Source organism: Variovorax beijingensis (assembly GCF_003951285.1).
Taxonomy (GTDB): Bacteria; Pseudomonadota; Gammaproteobacteria; order Burkholderiales; family Burkholderiaceae_C; genus Variovorax; species Variovorax beijingensis.
Window position 1 is genome coordinate 45,265 of sequence record NZ_RXFQ01000010.1, and the last position, 20,191, is coordinate 65,455.

At 68.4% G+C, this 20,191-nt stretch carries 20 protein-coding genes; 10 read left to right on the top strand and 10 right to left on the bottom strand.

Annotated features, from left to right (window positions below; genetic code table 11):
• Window positions 1–45 precede the first annotated feature (45 nt).
• The gene (locus EJO66_RS18365; RefSeq protein ID WP_124960407.1) at window positions 46–1,368 is read left to right on the top strand and encodes a serine hydroxymethyltransferase; all 1,323 of its coding nucleotides are present in this window, start codon (window positions 46–48) and stop codon (window positions 1,366–1,368) included.
• Between the two features lies 1 nt (window position 1,369).
• Here EJO66_RS18365 and ruvC read toward each other — a convergent pair whose 3' ends face one another.
• Genes ruvC through EJO66_RS18380 form a run of 3 tightly spaced genes read right to left on the bottom strand, consistent with a single transcriptional unit; the run spans window position 1,370 to window position 3,786 of the window.
• Window positions 1,370–1,918, bottom strand: coding sequence for a crossover junction endodeoxyribonuclease RuvC (ruvC, locus tag EJO66_RS18370; protein ID WP_124960408.1), 549 nt, complete (start codon window positions 1,916–1,918; stop codon window positions 1,370–1,372).
• Window position 1,919: 1 nt separating this feature from the next.
• Entirely contained in the window at window positions 1,920–2,909 is a 990-nt protein-coding gene (locus tag EJO66_RS18375) for a phosphatidate cytidylyltransferase (RefSeq protein ID WP_124960472.1), read from the bottom strand.
• A gap of 1 nt (window position 2,910) precedes the next feature.
• Window positions 2,911–3,786 (bottom strand): lysophospholipid acyltransferase family protein, encoded by an 876-nt coding sequence (locus EJO66_RS18380; protein WP_125965799.1) that lies wholly within the window; start codon window positions 3,784–3,786, stop codon window positions 2,911–2,913.
• Between the two features lie 7 nt (window positions 3,787–3,793).
• On the opposite strand from EJO66_RS18380, the gene EJO66_RS18385 reads away from it, so the two are divergent.
• Window positions 3,794–4,231: a ribosomal maturation YjgA family protein gene (locus EJO66_RS18385; protein WP_124960473.1), complete on the top strand. Its 438-nt coding sequence runs from the start codon at window positions 3,794–3,796 to the stop codon at window positions 4,229–4,231.
• On the opposite strand, the gene mtgA is transcribed toward EJO66_RS18385, so the two are convergent.
• From mtgA to EJO66_RS18410, 5 genes are all read right to left on the bottom strand, one after another.
• Window positions 4,176–4,919 carry a monofunctional biosynthetic peptidoglycan transglycosylase gene (gene mtgA, locus EJO66_RS18390; RefSeq protein ID WP_124960410.1) on the bottom strand — a complete coding sequence of 248 codons (744 nt, stop codon included), beginning with the start codon at window positions 4,917–4,919 and terminating at the stop codon, window positions 4,176–4,178. The genes EJO66_RS18385 and mtgA overlap by 56 nt on opposite strands.
• Window positions 4,916–5,773, bottom strand: coding sequence for a shikimate dehydrogenase (gene aroE / locus EJO66_RS18395; RefSeq protein WP_124960411.1), 858 nt, complete (start codon window positions 5,771–5,773; stop codon window positions 4,916–4,918). Before aroE ends, mtgA begins: the two co-directional genes overlap by 4 nt.
• 21 nt (window positions 5,774–5,794) lie before the next feature.
• Window positions 5,795–6,646, bottom strand: a complete 852-nt coding sequence (locus EJO66_RS18400; RefSeq protein ID WP_124960412.1) for an energy transducer TonB — start codon at window positions 6,644–6,646, stop codon at window positions 5,795–5,797.
• Window positions 6,647–6,683: 37 nt separating this feature from the next.
• The gene (locus EJO66_RS18405; protein WP_124960413.1) at window positions 6,684–8,744 is read right to left on the bottom strand and encodes a ribonuclease catalytic domain-containing protein; all 2,061 of its coding nucleotides are present in this window, start codon (window positions 8,742–8,744) and stop codon (window positions 6,684–6,686) included.
• Window positions 8,745–8,808: 64 nt separating this feature from the next.
• Window positions 8,809–9,402 (bottom strand): YqiA/YcfP family alpha/beta fold hydrolase, encoded by a 594-nt coding sequence (locus EJO66_RS18410; RefSeq protein ID WP_124960414.1) that lies wholly within the window; start codon window positions 9,400–9,402, stop codon window positions 8,809–8,811.
• Between the two features lie 299 nt (window positions 9,403–9,701).
• Between EJO66_RS18410 and EJO66_RS18415 the strand changes: the two genes are divergently transcribed.
• From EJO66_RS18415 to EJO66_RS18440, 6 genes are all read left to right on the top strand, one after another.
• Window positions 9,702–10,445: a response regulator transcription factor gene (locus EJO66_RS18415; RefSeq protein WP_124960415.1), complete on the top strand. Its 744-nt coding sequence runs from the start codon at window positions 9,702–9,704 to the stop codon at window positions 10,443–10,445.
• Between the two features lie 17 nt (window positions 10,446–10,462).
• A complete protein-coding gene (locus EJO66_RS18420; RefSeq protein WP_124960416.1) occupies window positions 10,463–12,307 on the top strand; it encodes a sensor histidine kinase in 1,845 nt (614 codons plus the stop codon).
• A gap of 32 nt (window positions 12,308–12,339) precedes the next feature.
• A complete protein-coding gene (gene rodA, locus EJO66_RS18425; RefSeq protein WP_124960417.1) occupies window positions 12,340–13,494 on the top strand; it encodes a rod shape-determining protein RodA in 1,155 nt (384 codons plus the stop codon).
• Window positions 13,495–13,550: 56 nt separating this feature from the next.
• Window positions 13,551–15,011 (top strand): metalloprotease TldD, encoded by a 1,461-nt coding sequence (gene tldD / locus EJO66_RS18430; RefSeq protein ID WP_124960418.1) that lies wholly within the window; start codon window positions 13,551–13,553, stop codon window positions 15,009–15,011.
• Between the two features lie 47 nt (window positions 15,012–15,058).
• Complete coding sequence (locus EJO66_RS18435) at window positions 15,059–15,601, top strand: hypothetical protein (protein ID WP_124960419.1); 543 nt, start codon at window positions 15,059–15,061, stop codon at window positions 15,599–15,601.
• A gap of 225 nt (window positions 15,602–15,826) precedes the next feature.
• Window positions 15,827–16,945, top strand: a complete 1,119-nt coding sequence (locus EJO66_RS18440) for a 3-deoxy-7-phosphoheptulonate synthase (protein WP_124960420.1) — start codon at window positions 15,827–15,829, stop codon at window positions 16,943–16,945.
• 9 nt (window positions 16,946–16,954) lie between these two features.
• Here EJO66_RS18440 and EJO66_RS18445 read toward each other — a convergent pair whose 3' ends face one another.
• Together EJO66_RS18445 and mpl are read right to left on the bottom strand one after the other, a co-directional pair.
• On the bottom strand, window positions 16,955–17,464 hold the full coding sequence (locus EJO66_RS18445) for a cupin domain-containing protein (protein ID WP_124960421.1): 510 nt from the start codon (window positions 17,462–17,464) through the stop codon (window positions 16,955–16,957).
• A complete protein-coding gene (gene mpl, locus EJO66_RS18450; protein WP_124960422.1) occupies window positions 17,461–18,873 on the bottom strand; it encodes a UDP-N-acetylmuramate:L-alanyl-gamma-D-glutamyl-meso-diaminopimelate ligase in 1,413 nt (470 codons plus the stop codon). The genes EJO66_RS18445 and mpl overlap by 4 nt, the downstream gene beginning before the upstream one ends.
• A gap of 102 nt (window positions 18,874–18,975) precedes the next feature.
• On the opposite strand from mpl, the gene EJO66_RS18455 reads away from it, so the two are divergent.
• Both EJO66_RS18455 and EJO66_RS18460 read left to right on the top strand, forming a co-directional pair.
• On the top strand, window positions 18,976–19,575 hold the full coding sequence (locus EJO66_RS18455) for a hypothetical protein (RefSeq protein ID WP_124960423.1): 600 nt from the start codon (window positions 18,976–18,978) through the stop codon (window positions 19,573–19,575).
• Window positions 19,576–20,121: a TlpA family protein disulfide reductase gene (locus tag EJO66_RS18460; RefSeq protein ID WP_124960424.1), complete on the top strand. Its 546-nt coding sequence runs from the start codon at window positions 19,576–19,578 to the stop codon at window positions 20,119–20,121.
• Window positions 20,122–20,191 lie beyond the last annotated feature (70 nt).

Here is a 20,191-nt window from a genome sequence, read left to right on the forward strand (position 1 = left end):
CAGGCGACCATGCGGCCACCTGCCACTTCCAGCGAGATCCGCCGCATGCCCGCCGCCCTCCAACGCCGCTCCTGGGTTCCCGCCGCCAGCGAAGACCATGTGCTCGCCATTGCCGGCGATGCCGCCGCGCGCGATGCGCCGGGCATTGCTGCCGAGATCGAAAGGCTCGCGGACGAGAACCGCCGCATCCACGACCGCGAGGGCCTGAACCTCAACCCCGCCACCAACGTGATGAACCCGGCCGCCGAGGCGCTCCTGTCGCGCGGCCTCGGCTCGCGGGCCTCGCTGGGCTACCCGGGCGACAAGTACGAGGTGGGGCTGGAGGCCATCGAGCGCATCGAGGTCATCGCGGCCGAACTGGCCGCCGAGGTCTTCGGCTCGAAGTTTGCCGAGGTGCGCGTGAGTTCCGGCGCGCTGTCGAACCTCTACGTGTTCATGGCGACCTGCCGGCCCGGCGACACGATCATCGCGCCGCCGCCGGCCATCGGCGGCCACGTCACGCACCATGCGGCCGGCGCGGCCGGGCTCTATGGATTGAAGACCGTGCCCGCACCGGTCGATGCCGACGGCTACACGGTCGATGCCACGGCGCTCGCCAGGCTCGCGCGCGAGGTGAAGCCGAAGCTCATCACCATCGGCGGCAGCCTGAATCTTTTTCCACACCCGGTGCCGGCAATCCGCGAGATCGCGGACAGCGTGGGCGCCAAACTGCTGTTCGACGCCGCACACCTCTCGGGCATGGTGGCCGGCAAGGCCTGGCCGCAGCCGCTCGAGGAAGGTGCGCATGCAATCACCATGAGCACCTACAAGAGCCTCGGCGGTCCGGCTGGCGGGTTGATCGTGTCGAACGACGCGGCGCTGATGGAGCGCATCGACGCCATCGCCTACCCCGGCCTCACGGCCAACTCCGATGCGGGCCGCACCGCGGCGCTGGCGCGCGGGCTGCTCGACTGGAAGGTGCACGGCAGGGCCTACGCCGCGGCAATGCGCGAGACCGCGCAGGCGCTCGCACGCGCGCTCGACGCCGAGGGCTTGCCGGTGTTCGCGAAGGCCCGCGGCTTCACGCAGTCGCACCAGTTCGCGCTCGAGGCCGAGCGTTGGGGCGGTGGGCAGCGCGCCGCGAAGAAATTGGCGCAAGGCGGTTTGCTGGCCTGCGGCATCGGCCTTCCGATTGCGCCGGTGGAAAGAGACATCAACGGCCTGCGTCTGGGCGTGCCGGAGATCGTGCGCCTGGGCTTCACACCCGGCGACATGCCGCAGCTTGGGTCGTGGATCGCGCGTGCGCTGGAGGGCGGCGGCGCATCGGTGGCAGCCGAGGTGCGCGAGCGCCGCACGCGGCTCGGCGGCCTGCGCTACATCGTGCGCTGAGTCAGCGCGAGCGTCCCTGCCGATAGGTGCCGGCGTGCGTCTTCGACAGCTCGGCCGCCTCGGCCAGCCGCGCCATCGACCGGCCCACCTGCGCATGCGTGATGGCAATGCCCAGCGCGTCGGCGGCATCGGCGCCCGGCAGGCCCGGCAGGTCGAGCAGGCGCTTCACCATTTCCTGCACCTGCGCCTTGGCGGCCTGGCCGTGGCCCGCCACCGCCTTCTTCATCTGCAGCGCGGTGTATTCGGCCACCGTGAGATTGCTGTTGACCAGCGAGGTCACGCAGGCGCCGCGCGCCTGGCCCAGCAGCAGCGTCGACTGCGGATTGACGTTGACAAAAATGATCTCGACCGCCGAGGCATCGGGCTGGTAGCGCGCGGCGATTTCCGCGATGCCGTCGAACAGCACCTTGAGCCGCGCCGGCAGGTTGCCGCTGCCCAGGTGGCGCGTGCTGATGGTGCCGCTGGCCACGTAGCGCAGTGCATGGCCGTCCGCATCGACCACGCCGAAACCGGTGGTCAGGAGGCCGGGGTCGATGCCGAGAATGCGCATGTCAGAGGTTGAAGTACCAGCGGATCGAGTGAAAGAAGATCGGTGCTGCGAAGCACAGCGCATCGACGCGGTCCAGCAGGCCGTTGGCGCCGGTCACGCCCACGCCCTTCTTGCCCCAGTTGGGAATGCCGCGGTCGCGCTTGAGCGCCTTCATCACCAGGTGGCCCATGGAGCCCGCGATGCAGGCGATGACGGACACCGCGAGGGCCTGGCCGAACTTGAAGGGCGTGATGAACGAGAACAGCGCGCCCACGATGCTGGCCACCCCGATGCCGATGCCCCAGCTGGTCCAGTTGAAGCTGCGGCTCACGTTGGGTGCGAAGGGCTTGCGCTGCATGCGGCGCGAAATGATGTGCTGCACCAGCACCGAGGTCTGCACCACGAACACCAGGAAGAACACGAGAAAGGCGCTCTTGCCCTCGTAGCCCGGAAAGCTCAGCAGCAGCAGCGCGGGCACATGGCTCATGCCGTAGACGCAGACCATGATGCCCCACTGCAGCTTGGCGTTGCGCTCGAGAAAGTGGCTCGGGTCGTCGGCCAGCGCGCTCGCGACCGGGATCGCGAGGAACACGTAGACCGGAATGAACACGGTGAACAGGTCGAAGCGCGCGGTGGCGACGAGCCAGAACTGGATCGGCAGCACGACGAAGAAGGCCAGGATCAGGCTGCGATGGTCGCCGCGCCGCGTGGGCGAGAGCGTGATGAACTCGCGCAGCGCGAAGAAGGCGATCAGCGCGAACAGCACGGTGGCCACCGTCTCGCCAAGGGCCCAGCCGACCCAGAACACGATCACCATGAACCAGGTGGTGCCCAGCAGCTTGCGGTAGTGCGCGAGCTCGGCCTGCCAGGCGGCGTCGTGCACGGGGTTGCGGCGTTCCCTGAAGCTCAGGAAGAGGGCCGCGGTGCTCACGATCACGAGCAGGCCGAAGACGATCAGGAACAGGGCCGCGACCTGCTGGGTCGGGGTGAGGCTGCGCAGGAACTGGTTCATGTCAGACATCGCGCAATGCGATCACCGCGGCACGTGCGCGATCGAGGAACGGCCGGCGCTCCTCGCCTTCTTCGACGCGGATCGGCGCGCCGAAGGTGACGGAACACAGGATCGGCACCGGCACGATCTCGCCCTTGGGCATCACGCGCTGCACGTTGTCGATCCACGCCGGCACCAGCACCACCTCGGGAAACATCGTCGCGAGCGTGTAGAGGCCCGACTTGAACTTCTGCGGCTCTCCTGTGTGGCCGCGCGTGCCTTCGGGAAAGATGATGATCGAATCGCCGCTGCGCAGTGCCTCGACCAGCGGTGCCAGCGGGTCGGGCGCGGGCGGTACCGGCTCGACGGCTGGCGGCGCGGCCGGCGGCGGCGGTGGTGGTGGTGGTGGTGGCGGAGCCGGAAGGTCGAGCCGCCCTTGCACTTCGTCGAAGGCTTCAGGGGTGATATCGACGACAGCCGGTGCCATGGGCGCCAACGGCAGCAGGGGCTCCATCGAAGGCTCGATGCGCTCGGGTTGCGGCGCAGCAGCGGCATCTTGCACGGGCGGCAACGGAGCGTCGGGTTCCGCCGGCGCTGCGGCAGGCGTGGCCGACGCCGTGGCTGCGCGCTCCACATACACCGCGTTGAACACCTCGGTCGTGATCCAGCGCTTGACCGGCGTATTGGCCCAGTAGTCGCGCGCCGCAATGGGCCGCGTGATGCTGCGCAGTTCCTCGGGCAGGGCCGCCCAGATCATCACCAGGTCGGCGTGGCTCTGGTGGTTGGCGAAATAGATGCGCTGTTCGGCCTTCGGCGGGCAGCCGTACCAGCGCGCCTGGGCGCCGGTGAGCAACCGGACGATTCCCAACAACAACCAACCCGTGAGCTTTGCCAGCATGGGCGCGATGATACGGGGCATGCGATGGCGTTTCGATCCTCTTTCTCTGATGTGGGCGATGGCCCTGTTCCTTGTTCTCGTGCTGCTGGCCACCATCGGCGCGCGCTGGGGCTGGCTGCGAAGCTTCTTCGGCGACGTGCTGGCCGTGGCCTGGGTCTACCTCGTCTTCAAGACCTTCGTTGCCGCGCGCGTGCTGCCAATGGCGCTGGCTGCGCTCGGCGTGGGCCTGGCGGTCGAGCTGGGACAGTTCCTGGCCTCGGCCTGGCACCTGCACATTCCGAACCGCGCCCTGCGCATCGTGCTCGGCAGCACGGCCGACGGGTGGGACGTGCTGGCCTATGCGATCGGCTTCGCGGCTGTGCTGGCCATCGAAGCGCTGCGCGAAGCCCTCAGGGCAGCTCGGCCGACGGCATCCGCGCCACGATCGTCGACGCCCGCCCGCTGAGGTAGGACGAGCCGATGCGGCGCTCGAAGAACTTGGGGCTCGGCAGCATCACGGCAAGGCGCGCGGCTTCGGCTGTGCTCAGGCGCGAGGCGGGCTTCCTGAAGTAGTACTGCGCCGCCGCTTCGGCGCCGAACACGCCTTCGCCCCATTCGACGTTGTTGAGATAGATCTCGAGGATGCGCCGTTTGTCGAGCAGCACCTCGAGCGCCATCGCAAGCGCCAGTTCCTGGCCCTTGCGCAGCAGCGTGCGCTCGCCGGAAAGCAGCAGGTTCTTCGCAAGCTGCTGCGTGATGGTGGAGCCGCCGCGCAGCTGCACCGGCCGCACCGGCTTGCCGCGTGCGATGGCGCGCGCCGCGCGCTTGGCGGCGAGCTCCTCGGCCTTGGCGTTGCGCTGGCGCGCCCGCTCGATGGCTTCCCATTCCACGCCGTTGTGGTCGATGAAGTCGGCATCCTCGCTCGCGATGACGGCGCGCTTGAGGTTGTCGCTGATCTGCGCGTAGGGGACCCACTCCTGGCGCCATGCGCCCTTGCGGCCCTGGTGAATGGCGATCTGCCAGGCTTCGGAGCGCTGGAACGCGGTGCTCTGCGGGTCGATCACCGCCATGGCCGCGATGCGCCCCACGAAGAAGAGCTCCATCGCCACGCCCGCCACCAGCAGGCAGGCCACCAGCCGCAGCAGCCGCTTCATTGGCCGGCGGCGAGCGAGGCGCGCAATTCGGCCAGCACCTGCGCGGAGGGCGGTCGCACGCCGCGCCAGATCTCGAACGCCTCGGCCGCCTGCTCGACCAGCATGCCGAGCCCGTCGCGCGGCACGGCGCCGTGCGCCTCGGCCCAGGCCATGAAGCCGGCGGCCGCGGGGCCGTACATCAGGTCGACCGCGAGCGCACCGGGGCGCAGCACCTGCGCGCGCACCGGCACCGCGTCGCCCGCGAGGCTGGAAGCCGTGGCATTGACCACCACGTCGAAATTGCCGGGCACCTCGTCGAGCGCCCAGGCTTCGAGCGTTGCGCCGTGGCGCAGCGCCAATGCCGCATGGCGCTGCACCAGCGCCATGGCCTTGCCGACCGTGCGGTTGGCCACCACGATGCGCGCAGCGCCGGCGTCCAGCAGCGGCCCGAGCACGCCCGCCGCGGCACCGCCCGCGCCGATCAGCAGCAGCTCGCGGCCCGCCAGCGGCACGGCGGCATTGCGCACGATGTCGTTGACGAGCCCGATGCCGTCGGTGTTGTCGGCGTGGATGCTGCCGTCGGCTTCGAAGCGCAGCGTGTTCACCGCCTGCGCGAGCACGGCGCGTTCGCTGGTGTGCTGCGCGAGCGCGGCGGCGTCGAACTTGAAGGGCACGGTCACGTTGCAGCCGCGCGCCGTGTCGCCGTGCTCGGCGGCTTCCCGGCGGAAGGCGGCCACGCCTTCGGCAAAGGCGCCGACCGGAACGAGCCGGCGGCTGTAGTCCATCTGCTGGCCGCAGAGTTCGGCAAACCGGGCATGGATGCGCGGCGAGCGGCTGTGCTCGACGGGGTTGCCCATTACGCAGTACAGGTCCATGGCGCGTGGATCCGCTGTTGTCTATTGGGAAGAGAGCTCGATGGTCTCGTCGCGCGTGAACTTGAAGCGCGACTGCAGCACGATCTGGTCGGTCTCTTTTCGCATCGCATCGGTGAATTTTCCGAAGCTGCCGATGCTGTGCACGATGGCCTTGGCGCGGCGGTCGAGCGTCGTGTCGCCCGAGCTTTCGTCGACCACGGTGTCGAGGATCTTGCCGTCGTGGTTGATGGTGATCGTCATCTTGAGCTCGCCGTAGAGCTTCTTGCCGGCGGCCGTGGGGAAGTTCTCGGTGCCCCGCACCTCGATGCGCCGGCGCAGCGTGTCCACGTAGATGGCGTAGGCCGCCTCGCGGGTGGAAGGGCTCAGGTAGCGCTTCTTGGGGCGTGCGTTTTCTTCGTTCACGCGCCGCTCGATCTCGGCCAGCAGCTCCACCATCTGGCGCCGCTTTTCCTCGCGCGCGACGGCCTCCTTCGGATCGCCCGAGGCGCGGGGGTCCGGCGCGGGCATGGCGGCGAGGTCGCGCTTGAGCTGCGCGAGCAGCTGCATCTGCTGGGCCTGCATGGCCTCGACCTGGCGCCGGGCCTCCTCGATCGAGTCGCCGACGGCGGTGAAGCTCGACGGCGGCAGCGGGCTGGTGGCGCGGCCGCGTTCGAGGTCGCCGCCGCCCGCGAGCGAGGTCTGGGCCATCACGCGGGTCCTGGCGTCGGGCTTGTCGTTGGTCTTGCTGTTGACCAGGATCACCTCGAGCGCCGTTTCGCTGAAGACCCGGTTGAACGATTCGGGATCGACGAAACGCACCGCAAGAAGTGCGGCATGCGCGATGACGGACACGCCGAGTGCGATCTGCAGCGTGCTCAGATCCCTGAAGTTCATGGACGACGCTCCTTGGCGCGCATGGGATGACCGGTGCTCATGCCGGCGTGTTCTCCGGGGCCGCCTCGCTGTCGGTGAGGTCGACTGCAATGGCGATGGGGCCGGCGACTTCTTCCACTTCCTCGTCGCCGCCTTCCTCCTCGGCCGCGACATCGGCCTTGGGCGCATCGAGGCGCTCGAGCACGGTGCCGTGCACGTCGAGCGCGATTTCGTCGATCTCGCCGAGCTTCACGCGCAGGCGCGCGCCGCGCTCCTGCTGGCCCGCCACCGGGAACACCAGCGGCAGGGTGTCCGCACGCACCAGCGCGCCGTTCGGAATGTCCTTGATGACGGTCGCCACGAGCTCGGTGATGCCTTGCTGCTCCAGGTACTTGAGCGTCCAGAAGCGTTCCATGCCGCCCTGGTAGGCGTTGTAGGTTGCATAGGCGGCGTCGAAGCCCGAGAGAATGGAGAACAGGTCCGCATCCTTGGGCTTGAACGGCGCGGCCAGTGCGGCGGTCTTGCCGTGGCGCGCGGCGGCAATGATCTGCCACTGGTTCACGAGGTCGGTGTAGCGGCGCAGCGGCGAGGTGCTCCAGGCATAGCTCTTCACGCCCAGGCCCGCATGGGGCAAGGCCCGCGTGCCCATGCGCACCTTGATGCCGGGCGCCAGGCTGGCCTGGCTGCGGTAGAGCCCGGGCACGCCGAGCTCGCCGAGCCAGCCGCCCCAGCTGCTGTTGGCCAGGATCATGGCTTCGGACACGATCAGGTCGAGCGGCGCGCCGCGCTGGCGCGTGGTGATCTGAACCTGTTCGCTGCCGTTCGGTTCGCCGTCGTTGCCGACGAGGCGGAAGTTGTAGTCGGGCCGGTTGAAGTTCTCGGGCTTGCCGCGCACCACTTCGCGCTGGGCCTTCAGCTGCTTGGCGAGGCGGAACAGGAACGAGAGCGGCGCGCGCAGCTTCGCAGCAGCTTCGGGCGTGTCCTCGCTCGTGAACGAAGCGTCTTCGAGCCAGGGCTGCGTGACCACCGCGTCGAGCTGGTCGTGCCGGAGGTTGGCCACGATCGGCACGCGTTCGAGCTTCGTCTCGGTCGACTGCAGCTCGAGCGTGGCTTCGTCGAAGCGCGCATAGAGCGACACCGCCGGCCGGTCGCCGCCTTCGAGCAGCGTGTAGGTACTCACGACTTCGTCGGGCAGCATGGTGATCTTGTGGCCAGGCATGTAGACCGTGGACATGCGCGCGCGCGCCACCTGGTCGATGGCGCTGCCCGGCGTCAGCGCCAGGCCGGGCGCGGCGATATGGATGCCGACCGTGACGGTGCCGCTGCCAAGGCCCTGCACCGACAGCGCATCGTCGATTTCGGTGGTCTGCGAGTCGTCGATCGAGAACGCCTGCACGCCTTCGGCCAGCGGCAGGTCGTCCACGATGGGCGGCGCGGCGAGCGCCGGGAAGCCCGTGCCCTTGGGAAAATTCTCGAACAGGAAGCGCCGCCAGTGGAACTGGTAGGGCGAATCGATGGCGCCGGCGCGTTCCAGCAGGTCGAGCGGCGGGCGCTGGGTGGCGCGCGCGGCGTCGACCACGGCCTTGTATTCGGGCGCGTTCTTGTCGGGCTTGAACAGGATCTTGTAGAGCTGCTCGCGGATCGGCTGCGGGCAGATGCCCTCGGCCAGCTGGCCGGCCCATTCGACGATCTGCGCCTGCACCACTTTCTTCTTCTCGATGGCGGCCAGCGCCTGCTGCAGGATCTCGGCCGGCGCCTTCTTGAAGCGCCCCTTGCCCGCGCGGCGGAAGTAGTGCGGCGCTTCGAAGAGCGCGAACAGCGCCGCGGCCTGCTGCGCGAGGGTGGGCTTGTCGCTGAAATAGTCGGATGCGAGATCGGCAAAACCGAACTCGCCCTCCGGCGCGAATTCCCAGGCCAGGTCGAGATCCATCGTGGCCGCGAGCGCACGCGCCTCGGCGATCAGCTCGGCCGGGGCCGGCTTCTCGAAACGCAGAACGACGTTGGCGCCCTTGACCTTGACGCGCTTGCCGGTGTCGAGCTCGACCTGCGCCGATGCTTCGGCCTCCGACAGCACGCGGCCGCCGAGGTACTTGCCGGCTTCTTCAAACAATACAAACATGCCCGGATTGTCCCAGACTTGGGGACGCGCACGGGCCTGGGCGCTGCGCGATGCCTGCCGGGCTTCAGACGGGATTGATGAACGCGATCACGTCGTCGAGGTGGTTTTCCTCGAAATCGGACAGCGCATGGTCGCCGCCCTCGATCAGCTTGATGTTGCTGTCGGGGTAGCGCGCCGAGGTTTCGTGCCAGTCGAGCGCCTCGTCGCCCTTGGCGATGATGGCCAGCACGCGCTCGGGGCGGGTGAGTGCGCCGACTTCCATGGTGCGCAGCTCCTGGATGTATTCGGGCCTGAAATAGAAGTGCTCGGCCGGGTCGTGCCACGCGGTCTGGTCGCCGATGTAACGCGCGAGATCGCGCGCCGGATGCACCGCCGGGTTCAGCAGCACGGTGCGGCAGCGCGTCATGCCGGCCACGTAGGTGGCGTAGAAGCCGCCCAGCGAGGAGCCGACCACGGCCATCGACTTGCGCGGCCAGTCCGCGATGCCCTTCATCACCATGTCGATGGCTTCGCGCGGCGAGGGCGGCAGCTGTGGACACCACCACTGCAGATCGGGGTGCTCTTGGGCCACGCGCGCGGCCATCAGCCGCGCCTTGGTGGAGCGGGGCGAAGAGCGGAATCCGTGCAGGTACAACAGGTGAGTGGTTTGCGGGTCCATGCGGGGCGGAGACTGGAAGTGGTGCGGGCTACACAGCTCCCTTGATGGAGCCGGTTGATTTTGCATGAGGACCGTGCGCTCGACGCGGTCCTCGGCGCACGAGGCTTCGATATGAGGACTTACTGCACGGAGGTGTTGGTTTGCCACGGGGTCTATGGGCGATGCCCAGAAGCCAAAAGTATTCAACTGGAGCGTGCGACCGGACTCGCAAGTCAAAGCGAGTTTCAACGGCCCGCGCCGGTGTCCGCATCCCATGAAAACGGGAGGTCCGCCGGCCCTTTTGCCATGCGCCGAAGCTTATGCTCAAGCCCATGAATATCGAGGCAACGGACACCGGGAAGACGCACCGTTGGGGCGTGCTCGTGGTCGAGGACGACAGCCGCGCGCGCGCCTTCTTCGAGGCGAGCGTGCAGCGCAGCGGCAGCCTTTTCTGGCTCGGAAGCGCCGGCACGGTGCACGAGGCATTGGCGTGGATGGCCCAGACCACCATCATTCCCGACGTGCTGCTCGTCGATCTCGGCATGCCCGACGGCAGCGGACTCGACGTGATCCGCGAGGCCGTGGCGCGCTTTCCGGGCTGCGAGCCGCTGGTGATCTCGGTCTTCGGCGATGAGGAAAACGTGCTCGCCAGCATCGAGGCCGGCGCCGTCGGCTACATCCACAAGGACGCCGCGCCGGAAGACATTGCACAGACCATCGTGGAGATGAAAGCCGGTGCCTCGCCGATCTCGCCCATGATCGCGCGGCGGGTGCTGGCCAAATACCGCAGCCTGCAGCTGGCCGGGACGCTGGCCGCCGCGCCGCCCGAGGCGGCCCTCGGCAACACCACCACGGCGCCCAGCCTGCTGTCCGCGCGCGAGCACGAGGTGCTGACCTTGATAGCGCGCGGTTTTTCCTATGCAGAGATCGCGCGGCTCAAGGGCCTGAGCGTGCACACGGTGCAGACGCACATCAAGAATCTCTACGGCAAGCTGGCCGTGCACTCCAAGAGCGAGGCCGTGTTCGAGGCCACGCGCCTCGGCCTGTTGTCCCACCCGGGGTGAATCGCGTGGCCGGACGCGTGTTCGGGAAACCGGGCAGGGCTCTTGCTGCGCTGTGGCTCGCGGCAGCTCTGATGCTGGCGGCGCAGCCGGCGGTGGCCGCGCCGGCCGAAAGCCCGATCGAACTGCAAAGCGGCACCGCATGGACCACCATCGACGGCGCCACGCGCAAGGCGCCCGTCGAACTCTCCTACCACTGGGACCGCCAGCACGGCGGACGCCCCGGCTACGCGACCTTCGAGCTGCCGTTCACGCTCGAAGCCGCGCCCGAGGTGCCCTGGGGCATCTTCATTCCGCGCGCCGGCAGCGTTCTGGAGGTATGGCTCAACGACGCGCTGCTGCAGGTCTATGGCGACCTGGCCCGCGGCAACGGCGCGGACTACGCCAAGGCGCCCCTGTACGTGCCGGTGCCGGGGCACTTGCTGAAGGCCGGCGAGAACCGCCTGCAGGTTCGCATACGCGCCGACAGCGCCCGCCGGGCCGGGCTTTCGCGCGTGACCATCGGAGCGGCGACGCCGGTGCGCACCGATCTCTTCGAAAGCGCCTATGCCTGGCGCTTCACCGGCTCGGTGCTCCTGACCGCCTTCAGCCTGATCGTCGGCAGCATCGCGCTGGCGCTGTGGCTCACCCAGGTGGATGCTGCCACCACCGGATGGCGCCGGCGCGACAGCCTCTATTTCTGGGCCGCACTGGCCGAGTTCTGCTGGGCGATCCGGGTGGCCGACGGCGTGATCGCCGAACCGCCGCTGCCCTGGGGCGCCTGGGGCGTGCTCATGGCCACCTGCTATGCGGGCTGGGCCGCGTCCGCCATGATGTTCTGCTACCAGCTCGCAGGCTGGGACGGCAACCCGCACATGCGCTGGCTGCGCTGGCCGATGGCAGGCATGGTGGCCGGAACCTTCTCGGCGAGCGCCATCGCGCTTCACCGCGAAGAGCCCTACTGGCTCACCGGCTGGCTCGCGCTGGAGATCGGCTTCGTTGCGATGTTCGTCGGTGCCTTTGCCGTGGCCACCATCCGGCGACCGAACCTGGCCCGCCTGCTGGTGGCCGCAGCCGCGCTGGTGACGCTGGGCTTCGGCATCCGCGACTGGCTCGTGATCCGCCTGAGCGACGCCTACGGCGAGACCACCTGGGTGCGCTATTCCTCCGTGTTCTTCGGCATCGCGCTGCTCCTGATCGTGTTGCGGCGCTTCCATGCCGCGACCGTGCAGGCGCGCGGCTCGGTCGCGGCCCTGGCCGAGCGCGTGGCGCAGCGCGAGCGCGAACTCGCATCCACGTTTGCCGCGCTCGAACAGGTGGCGCGCGACCAGGCGCGCACCCACGAGCGCGAGCGCATCCTGCGCGACATGCACGACGGCGTGGGCTCGCACATCAGCTCGGCGATCCGTCAGCTGCAGTCGGGCCAGGCCAGCCCGGAGGAATTGCTGCGAACGCTGCGCGACTCGCTCGACCAGCTCAAGCTGTCCATCGACTCCATTCACCTGCCGCCGGGCGATGTCGGCGCCCTGCTGGCGGCACTGCGCTACCGGCTGGAGCCGCGCCTGGCGGCCGCGGGCATTCAGTTCGAGTGGGCGGTGGACGAGGTGCCCGACGTGAAGCAGCTCGACGCACAGGGCATGCGGCAATTGCAGTTCCTGCTGTTCGAGGCAATTTCCAACGTGCTCCAGCATGCCCAGGCCAGGACGCTCAGGATCGAGGCCGAAGCGCTGGCCGGCGCCGTGCAGCTGCGCGTGATCGACGACGGCCGTGGATTCGACGCGCTGCAGGTGCCCAGGGCGCTGGCGGAGCGCGCCGCCGCCATCGGCGCCCGGCTGGCGCTCGAAAGCCGACCGGGGCGCACGGTCGTTCAGCTCGGCTTCGCCTGAAATGCCTTGCGGGGCGCGGATAATCCGCCCCCATGTCCGCAGTGTTCAACCAGCCCTCCCTGGCACGCCGGGTCGCGCCCATCTTCCAGGGGTTCGACGGCTTTCTGGCCTTCGCCGTGCTGCTGCTGGCCTTTGCCGGGTTGCTGACCATGTATTCGTCGGGCTACGACCATGGCTCGCGCTTTGCCGACCACGGCCGCAACATGCTGCTGGCGGGCTTCATCATGTTCGTGGTGGCCCAGGTGCCGCCGCAGCGGCTGATGATGTTCGCGGTGCCGCTCTACGCGACCGGGGTGGCGCTGCTGATTGCGGTGGCGCTGTTCGGCATCACCAAGAAGGGCGCGCAGCGCTGGATCAACGTGGGCGTGGTGATCCAGCCCAGCGAAATCCTCAAGATCGCGATGCCGCTGATGCTGGCCTGGTGGTTCCAGCGCCGCGAGGGCCAGTTGCGGCCGCTCGACTTCGTGGTGGCCACGGTGCTGCTGGCGGTGCCGGTCGGGCTCATCATGAAGCAGCCCGACCTGGGCACTTCTTTGCTGGTGCTGGCGGCCGGGCTGGCGGTGATCTTCTTTGCCGGGCTGCCCTGGAAGCTGATCGTGCCGCCGGTGGTGATCGGCGCCGTGGCGATCACGCTGATCGTGGGCTTCGAGTCGCAGCTGTGCGCCGACGGCGTCGACTGGCGCGTGCTGCACGACTACCAGAAGCAGCGCGTGTGCACGCTGCTCGACCCGAGCAAGGACCCGCTGGGCAAGGGCTTCCACATCATCCAGGGAATGATCGCCATCGGCTCGGGCGGGGTCGGCGGCAAGGGCTTCATGCAGGGCACGCAGACGCACCTCGAATTCATTCCCGAGCGCACCACCGACTTCATCTTCGCCGCCTATTCCGAGGAGTTCGGGCTGGTCGGCAACCTGGCGCTGATCGCGGCCTTCATCCTGCTGATCTTCCGCGGCCTGGCCATCGCCGCCACGGCGCAGACCCTGTTCTCGCGCCTGCTCGCGGGCGCGGTCACGATGATTTTCTTCACCTATGCCTTCGTCAACATGGGCATGGTGAGCGGCATCCTGCCGGTGGTGGGCGTGCCGCTGCCGTTCATCAGCTATGGCGGCACCGCCATGGTCACGCTGGGGCTGGGGCTGGGCATCCTGATGTCGATCGCCCGGGCCAGGAAGCTCGCCCAGAACTAGCGCTTCGAGTGCCCTTGGGCCCGGCACGGAAGAGGGCGGCTGCCTAGAATGGTGGAATGATCTCCCGCGAACCCACCATCGAGCGCCTCGCCACGGCGCAAAAGCTCCTGCTCACGCCCTTCGGCCTGGACGAATCGCACCTGAGCAAGGCCCTGGCCGAGATCACCGCGCACCGGGTGGACGACGCCGACCTGTACTTCCAGTACACGCGCAGCGAAGGCTGGAGCCTCGAAGAGGGCATCGTCAAGACCGGCAGCTTCAGCATCGACCAGGGCGTCGGCGTGCGCGCGGTCAGCGGCGAGAAGACGGCCTTTGCCTATTCGGACGACATCTCCGAGGCTTCGCTGCTCGACGCGGCCCGCACGGTGCGCTCCATTTCCTCCGCGGGGCGCACCGGCCGCGTGAAGACCGCCACCCGCAAGATCGCCTCGAGCCGCTCGCTCTACAACGGCGTCGACCCCATTTCCACGCTCGACAGCACGGCCAAGGTCAAGCTGCTCGAAAAGGTCGAGAAGCTCGCGCGTTCGCGCGACCCGCGCGTGGCGCAGGTCATGGCGGGCCTGGCGAGCGAATACGACGTGGTGCTGGTGGCGCGCGCCGACGGCACGCTGGCGGCCGACGTGCGCCCGCTGGTGCGCCTGTCGGTCACCGTGATCGCCGAGCAGAACGGGCGGCGCGAGGTCGGTTCCGGCGGCGGCGGCGGGCGCTTCGGCCTCGCCTACTTCAACGACGCGCAGATCGCCGAATACGTCGATCAGGCCGTGAAGGCCGCATTGACCAACCTCGATGCCCGTCCGGCGCCCGCCGGCGAGATGACCGTGGTGCTCGGCTCCGGCTGGCCCGGCATCCTGCTGCACGAAGCCATCGGCCACGGGCTGGAGGGCGACTTCAACCGCAAGGGATCGAGCGCGTTCTCGGGCCGCATCGGCCAGCGCGTGGCCGCCAAGGGCGTGACGGTGCTGGACGACGGCACCATTGCCGACCGCCGCGGCTCGCTCAACGTCGACGACGAGGGCAACGCCAGCCAGCGCAACGTGCTCATCGAGGACGGCATCCTCAAGGGCTACATCCAGGATTCGCTCAATGCGCGCCTCATGAAGGTCAAGCCCACCGGCAACGGCCGGCGCGAGAGCTACGCCCACGTGCCGATGCCGCGCATGACCAACACCTACATGCTCGGCGGCGACAAGGACCCGAAGGAAATCGTGGCCAGCATCAAGAAGGGCCTCTACGCCACCAATTTCGGCGGCGGGCAGGTCGACATCACGAGCGGCAAGTTCGTGTTCTCGGCCAGCGAGGCCTTCTGGGTCGAGAACGGCAAGATCCAGTACCCGGTCAAGGGCGCGACCATCGTGGGCAACGGCCCCGATGCGCTCACCCGCGTGACCATGATCGGCAACGACATGGCGCTCGATTCGGGCGTGGGCACCTGCGGCAAGGAAGGCCAGAGCGTGCCGGTCGGCGTCGGCCAGCCCACCCTGCGGATCGATGGTTTGACCGTAGGCGGAACGGCCTGAGGGCTTGCTAAGCTCCGCTCCTCGATTTTTACAAAGAGGAGCATTCGATGATGAGGATCAGGATCAATTCGTCTGCGGCCCTGTGGGCCGCGGCTGCCGCAGTGGCGCTCGCAACCGCAGGTTGCGCTTCGCGCGGCGGTTCGGGCGAGAGTCAGCCCGCGGCGTCGGCACCCGCGGCCAGCGCCCCTGCGGCCCCGGCACGCGGCGGCGCCAAGGCCGGCATGGACGCCAAGGGCAACGTCGTTGATTCCTCCAAGGTCGAGGCCGGCAGCGGCCGCACCGTCAAGGGCCTGAATGGCTATGAAGGCGAGATCACCGGCAACCCGGCGCGCAACAGCAGGTTCACCCGGCTGCAGATCGGCATGAGCGCCAAGCAGGTCACCGACCTGGCCGGACCGCCGACCGACCAGGGCGCCTACGTCACGGGCAAGGCCTTCATCCCGTTCTATTTCGGCAGCGACCGCCATCGCTACGAGATGACCTACAAGGGGCAGGGCCGCCTGGTCTTCGCGGGCGGCGGCATGGGCGACTACTCCAGCGGCAACCTGATCTGGATCATCCACAACCCCAACGAATCCGGCTACCGCTGAGCCCTTCGAAGCCGGGCCTTTGCCCGGCTCTTCGTTTTCCGTGCTACATTCCGCCCACATGTCCGCCCTCCGCGCTTATTTCTTTGCCTACTTTTGGTTCCCGGTTTCCGGCGGACGAGAGGCGAGCGCGTAAAGCAAACGAACACCCTCCCAAAACCGCCGGCGCCTCGAGCCCCGGCGGTTTTTTTATGCCCTGACGATATCCACTCCAACAAGGAAAGCACCATGAGCACGAACACTGCCCCCGCCAGCGACAGCTGGTATGCGAGCGTCGAAAAAACCAGCAAGACCGACGACGAACGCATCAAGGACATCAACGTGCTGCCCCCTCCCGAACATCTGATCCGCTTCTTTCCGATTCGCGGCACGCCGGTCGAGACGCTGATCGAGGGCACCCGCCGCAGCATCCACAACATCATGGCGGGCAAGGACGACCGGCTGCTGGTGGTCATGGGCCCCTGCTCGATCCACGACCCGGCCGCGGCGCTCGAATACGCCCGCCGCCTCAAGGTGGAGCGCGAAAAGTATGCCGGCACGCTCGAGATCGTGATGCGCGTCTACTTCGAGAAGCCGCGCACCACGGTCGGCTGGAAGGGGCTGATCAACGACCCGTACCTGGACGAGAGCTTCCGCATCGACGAGGGCCTGCGCATGGCGCGCCAGCTGCTGATCGACATCAACCGGCTCGGCCTGCCGGCGGGCAGCGAGTTCCTCGACGTGATCTCGCCGCAGTACATCGGCGACCTGATCGCCTGGGGCGCGATCGGCGCGCGCACCACCGAAAGCCAGGTGCACCGCGAGCTGGCCTCGGGCCTCTCGGCGCCCATCGGCTTCAAGAACGGCACCGACGGCAACATCCGCATCGCCACCGACGCCATCCAGGCGGCGGCGCGCGGCCACCACTTTCTCTCGGTGCACAAGAACGGCCAGGTCGCGATCGTGCAGACCAACGGCAACCGCGACTGCCACGTGATCCTGCGCGGCGGCAAGGCCCCCAACTACGACGCCGCCAGCGTCGAGGCGGCCTGCAAGGACCTCGAGGCCGCCAAGCTGCCGCCCACGCTGATGGTCGACTGCAGCCACGCCAACAGTTCCAAGCAGCACCAGAAGCAGATCGACGTGGCCAAGGACATCGCCAACCAGATCGCCGCGGGCTCGAACCGCGTCTTCGGCGTGATGGTCGAAAGCCATCTGCAGGCCGGCGCGCAGAAGTTCACGCCGGGCAAGGACCAGCTCTCGGGCCTCGAATACGGCAAGAGCATCACCGACGCCTGCCTGGGCTGGGACGATTCGGTGCAGGTGCTGGACACCCTGTCGCAGGCGATCAAGCAGCGCCGGGGTTAAACAACAGGGTCAAAGCATTCCGGCCAGGTCCGGCCAGTGGTGCCGCATGGCTGCGGCTTCATCGCTGTCCGGCGGCACCAGGGAGAAGTCGGCGAAGTCGAAGCCCGGCCCGACCATGCAGGCGGCCAGCGTGTAGTCGCCGCTCGCGTGGCCCTGGATCGGCCGGGCGGCCTGCCACTGGCCCGCCGGCACCACATGCTGGGGCCGCGTACCATGCGCGTCGACCGGGCCCAGCCGCACATGGGCCGGGGCCGTGCGCAGCGCGGCGTCGCAGGTCCAGAGCGCGAGCGGAACGCCTTCCAGGTGCACCCACACTTCATCCGACAGCACCCGGTGCCAGCGCGAATGCCGGCCCGCCTCGAGCAGGAAGTAGATACTGGTGAGCGCACTGCGCGGTGCGCGGCCATCGGTGGGAACGACGCTCGCCGCCGAGCGGAACACCTCGCTGTACCAGCCACCCTCGGGATGGGGCTGCAGCTTCAGGCTCTCGATCAGTTCCCGGGCCCGCATGGCAGTCATGGCGCCGCGGCGGCGCGCAGTGCCGCCAGCAGCTTGTCGTGCACGCCGCCGAAGCCGCCGTTGCTCATGCAGACGATGTGGTCGCCAGGCCGGGCCGCGGCGACGATCTGCGCCACCAGCGGTTCGATGGCGCCGGCCACCAGCGCGCGTTCGCCCATCGGGGCCAGGGCCGCGGCCGCGTCCCAGTCGAGCCCGGCCGTGTGGCAGAACGACAGGTCGGCCGCTTCCAGGCTCCACGGCAGTTGCGCCGCCATGACGCCCAGCTTCATCGTGTTGCTGCGCGGCTCGAAGGCCGCGAGGATGCGTTCGCCTTGCCGGCCGGCGTCGTCGAGCTTCTTGCGCAGCCCGTCGAGCGTGGTGCGGATGGCGGTGGGATGGTGGGCGAAATCGTCGTAGACGGTGATCGTGCCGCCACTGCGCTCGACCGCGCCGCGCAGCTCCATGCGGCGGCGCACGTTCCTGAAGCTGCCGAGCGCGCGGGCCGCATCGGCCGGCGCCACGCCCACATGCTCTGCCGCCGCAATGGCGGCCAGCGCGTTCATCTGGTTGTGCAGCCCCGAGAGTTCCCACTCGACCCGGCCGACCGCCTCGCCCTGGCGCAGCACGTCGAAGGCGTCGTGCGTGCCGCGGGCCTGCCATCCGCTGTTCGGGCCGCCCGCGCCGAAGTGCGCCAGTTCGCTCCAGCAGCCCTGCGCCAGCACGCGCTGCAGGCTTTCCTCGGTGGCGTTCACCACCAGCCGGCCGGTTCCCGGCACCGTGCGCACGAGGTGATGGAACTGGCGTTCGATGGCGGCCAGGTCGTCGAAGATGTCGGCGTGGTCGAACTCCAGGTTGTTGAGGACCGCGGTGCGCGGGCGGTAATGCACGAACTTGCTGCGCTTGTCGAAGAAGGCCGTGTCGTATTCGTCGGCCTCGATGACGAAGGCTGAACCGTTGCCAAGCCGCGCCGAGACGCCGAAGTCCAGCGGCACCCCGCCCACGAGGAAGCCCGGCGCCTTGCCGCCCTGTTCGAGTACCCACGCCAGCATCGAGGTGGTGGTCGTCTTGCCGTGGGTTCCGGCCACTGCCAGAACATGGCGGCCGAGCAGCACATGCTCGGCCAGCCACTGGGGTCCGCTGGTGTAGGGCTTGCCGGCGTCGAGGATGGCTTCCATCAGCGGAAATTTTGGGGTGCCGTCGGGCAGCCGGGCCCTCGAAACCACGTTGCCGACCACGAAGACGTCGGGTGAAAGAGCGAGCTGGTCCGCGCCGAAACCCTCGATCAGGTCGATGCCGAGCGACCGGAGCTGGTCGCTCATGGGCGGGTACACGCCAGCGTCGCAGCCCGTGACCCGGTGGCCTGCCTCGCGCGCCAGGGCGGCCAATCCGCCCATGAACGTGCCGCAGATGCCAAGAATATGAATGTGCATTGGCCGATTCTAGGGAGGCAGCGAGCGGTGTCCGCGCCCCGGTCCTCGTCCTTTGTACCGATGTTTGTGCGAGGGGCGCCGTACTGCGGGCAAAATGTCCCGATGGACACGTCCACCAAGCGCGAGATTGCTGCTGCCGCTGCCCGCCTCGTCGTCGAGGAGGGGCTGGAGTACGGTCCGGCCAAGCGCCGGGCGCTGCGCGACCTGGGCCTGTCCTCGCGCACGGCGCTGCCGAACAACGACGAGGTGGAGGCCGAAGTCCGCGACTACATCGCGCTCTATTGCGCCGACACCCAACCGCAGGAACTGCGTGCGCTGCGGCTCCTCGCGCTCGAATGGATGGAGCGCATGGCGGCGTTCCGCCCGCATGTGGGCGGCGCGGTCTGGCACGGTACCGCCACGCGGCTGTCAGACATTTATATTCAATTGTTCTGCGATGATTCCAAGTCGGCCGAGATTGCCCTGATCGACCATCACGTGGACTACGAGCCGCGGATGGTCACCGGGTTTCACGGCGAGCAGGTGGAAGCCCTGAGCGTTCACGCCGCAAGCCGTGCCTTGGGCGAGGAAATCGGGGTGCACCTGCTGGTGTACGACCTCGACGACCTGCGCGGGGCACTCCGGCCCGACGCCCAGGGGCGGGTGCCGCGCGGCGACCTGGCGGCGCTGCGCCGGCTGATCGAAAGTGAAAAGGACAAGTGAATGACTTCTTCGCCCACACGGCGAGGCCTCCTTTATGGCGGCGTGGCGGTCGCGGCCGCTGCGGCCGGCCTGGGCGGCGCATGGTGGCGTGAGCGCGCCCGCGGCCCCAAGGGCGAGGTGCTGGCCGCGAGTTTCTGGGAGCAGCGCTTCGAGCGGCCGGAGGGCGGCGAACTGGTTCTTTCCGATCTGCGCGGCAAACCGCTGCTGCTCAACTTCTGGGCCACGTGGTGTCCGCCATGCGTGGAAGAGATGCCGATGATCGACCGCTTCTTCCGCGAAAATGGCGCGAACGGCTGGCAAGTTGTGGGTTTGGCCATCGATCAGCCCAGCGCAGTGCGCAAGTTCCTGCAAAAGACGCCGGTCAGCTACCCCACGGGCCTGGCGGGCCTGCAGGGGACCGAACTGGTCAAGAACCTCGGCAACACGGGCGGCGGATTGCCCTTCACGCTGGTCCTGAATGGCGCGGGCGAAGTGGCGGCTCGTAAAATGGGCAAGCTCGAAGCGGCCGACCTGGACGCTTGGCGGCGTGAACTGGTTCACGGTTAGAATCAGATACACACTCGGCATTAGCCGCCAATCGCTGAAAATCACCGATTTTCAGACAAGTTACATCCTA

Bases quoted from the DNA above. Each gene is read 5' to 3' on its own strand.
- EJO66_RS18435 (WP_124960419.1), top strand. From the start codon at position 15,059: ATGATGAGGATCAGGATCAATTCGTCTGCGGCCCTGTGGGCCGCGGCT.
- EJO66_RS18405 (WP_124960413.1), bottom strand. From the start codon at position 8,744: ATGTTTGTATTGTTTGAAGAAGCCGGCAAGTACCTCGGCGGCCGCGTG.
- EJO66_RS18410 (WP_124960414.1), bottom strand. From the start codon at position 9,402: ATGGACCCGCAAACCACTCACCTGTTGTACCTGCACGGATTCCGCTCT.
- EJO66_RS18455 (WP_124960423.1), top strand. From the start codon at position 18,976: ATGGACACGTCCACCAAGCGCGAGATTGCTGCTGCCGCTGCCCGCCTC.
- rodA (WP_124960417.1), top strand. From the start codon at position 12,340: ATGTCCGCAGTGTTCAACCAGCCCTCCCTGGCACGCCGGGTCGCGCCC.
- EJO66_RS18445 (WP_124960421.1), bottom strand. From the start codon at position 17,464: ATGACTGCCATGCGGGCCCGGGAACTGATCGAGAGCCTGAAGCTGCAG.
- ruvC (WP_124960408.1), bottom strand. From the start codon at position 1,918: ATGCGCATTCTCGGCATCGACCCCGGCCTCCTGACCACCGGTTTCGGC.
- tldD (WP_124960418.1), top strand. From the start codon at position 13,551: ATGATCTCCCGCGAACCCACCATCGAGCGCCTCGCCACGGCGCAAAAG.
- EJO66_RS18385 (WP_124960473.1), top strand. From the start codon at position 3,794: ATGATACGGGGCATGCGATGGCGTTTCGATCCTCTTTCTCTGATGTGG.
- EJO66_RS18365 (WP_124960407.1), top strand. From the start codon at position 46: ATGCCCGCCGCCCTCCAACGCCGCTCCTGGGTTCCCGCCGCCAGCGAA.
- aroE (WP_124960411.1), bottom strand. From the start codon at position 5,773: ATGGACCTGTACTGCGTAATGGGCAACCCCGTCGAGCACAGCCGCTCG.
- EJO66_RS18415 (WP_124960415.1), top strand. From the start codon at position 9,702: ATGCTCAAGCCCATGAATATCGAGGCAACGGACACCGGGAAGACGCAC.
- EJO66_RS18440 (WP_124960420.1), top strand. From the start codon at position 15,827: ATGAGCACGAACACTGCCCCCGCCAGCGACAGCTGGTATGCGAGCGTC.
- EJO66_RS18380 (WP_125965799.1), bottom strand. From the start codon at position 3,786: ATGCTGGCAAAGCTCACGGGTTGGTTGTTGTTGGGAATCGTCCGGTTG.
- EJO66_RS18400 (WP_124960412.1), bottom strand. From the start codon at position 6,646: ATGAACTTCAGGGATCTGAGCACGCTGCAGATCGCACTCGGCGTGTCC.
- mpl (WP_124960422.1), bottom strand. From the start codon at position 18,873: ATGCACATTCATATTCTTGGCATCTGCGGCACGTTCATGGGCGGATTG.
- mtgA (WP_124960410.1), bottom strand. From the start codon at position 4,919: ATGAAGCGGCTGCTGCGGCTGGTGGCCTGCCTGCTGGTGGCGGGCGTG.
- EJO66_RS18375 (WP_124960472.1), bottom strand. From the start codon at position 2,909: ATGAACCAGTTCCTGCGCAGCCTCACCCCGACCCAGCAGGTCGCGGCC.
- EJO66_RS18460 (WP_124960424.1), top strand. From the start codon at position 19,576: ATGACTTCTTCGCCCACACGGCGAGGCCTCCTTTATGGCGGCGTGGCG.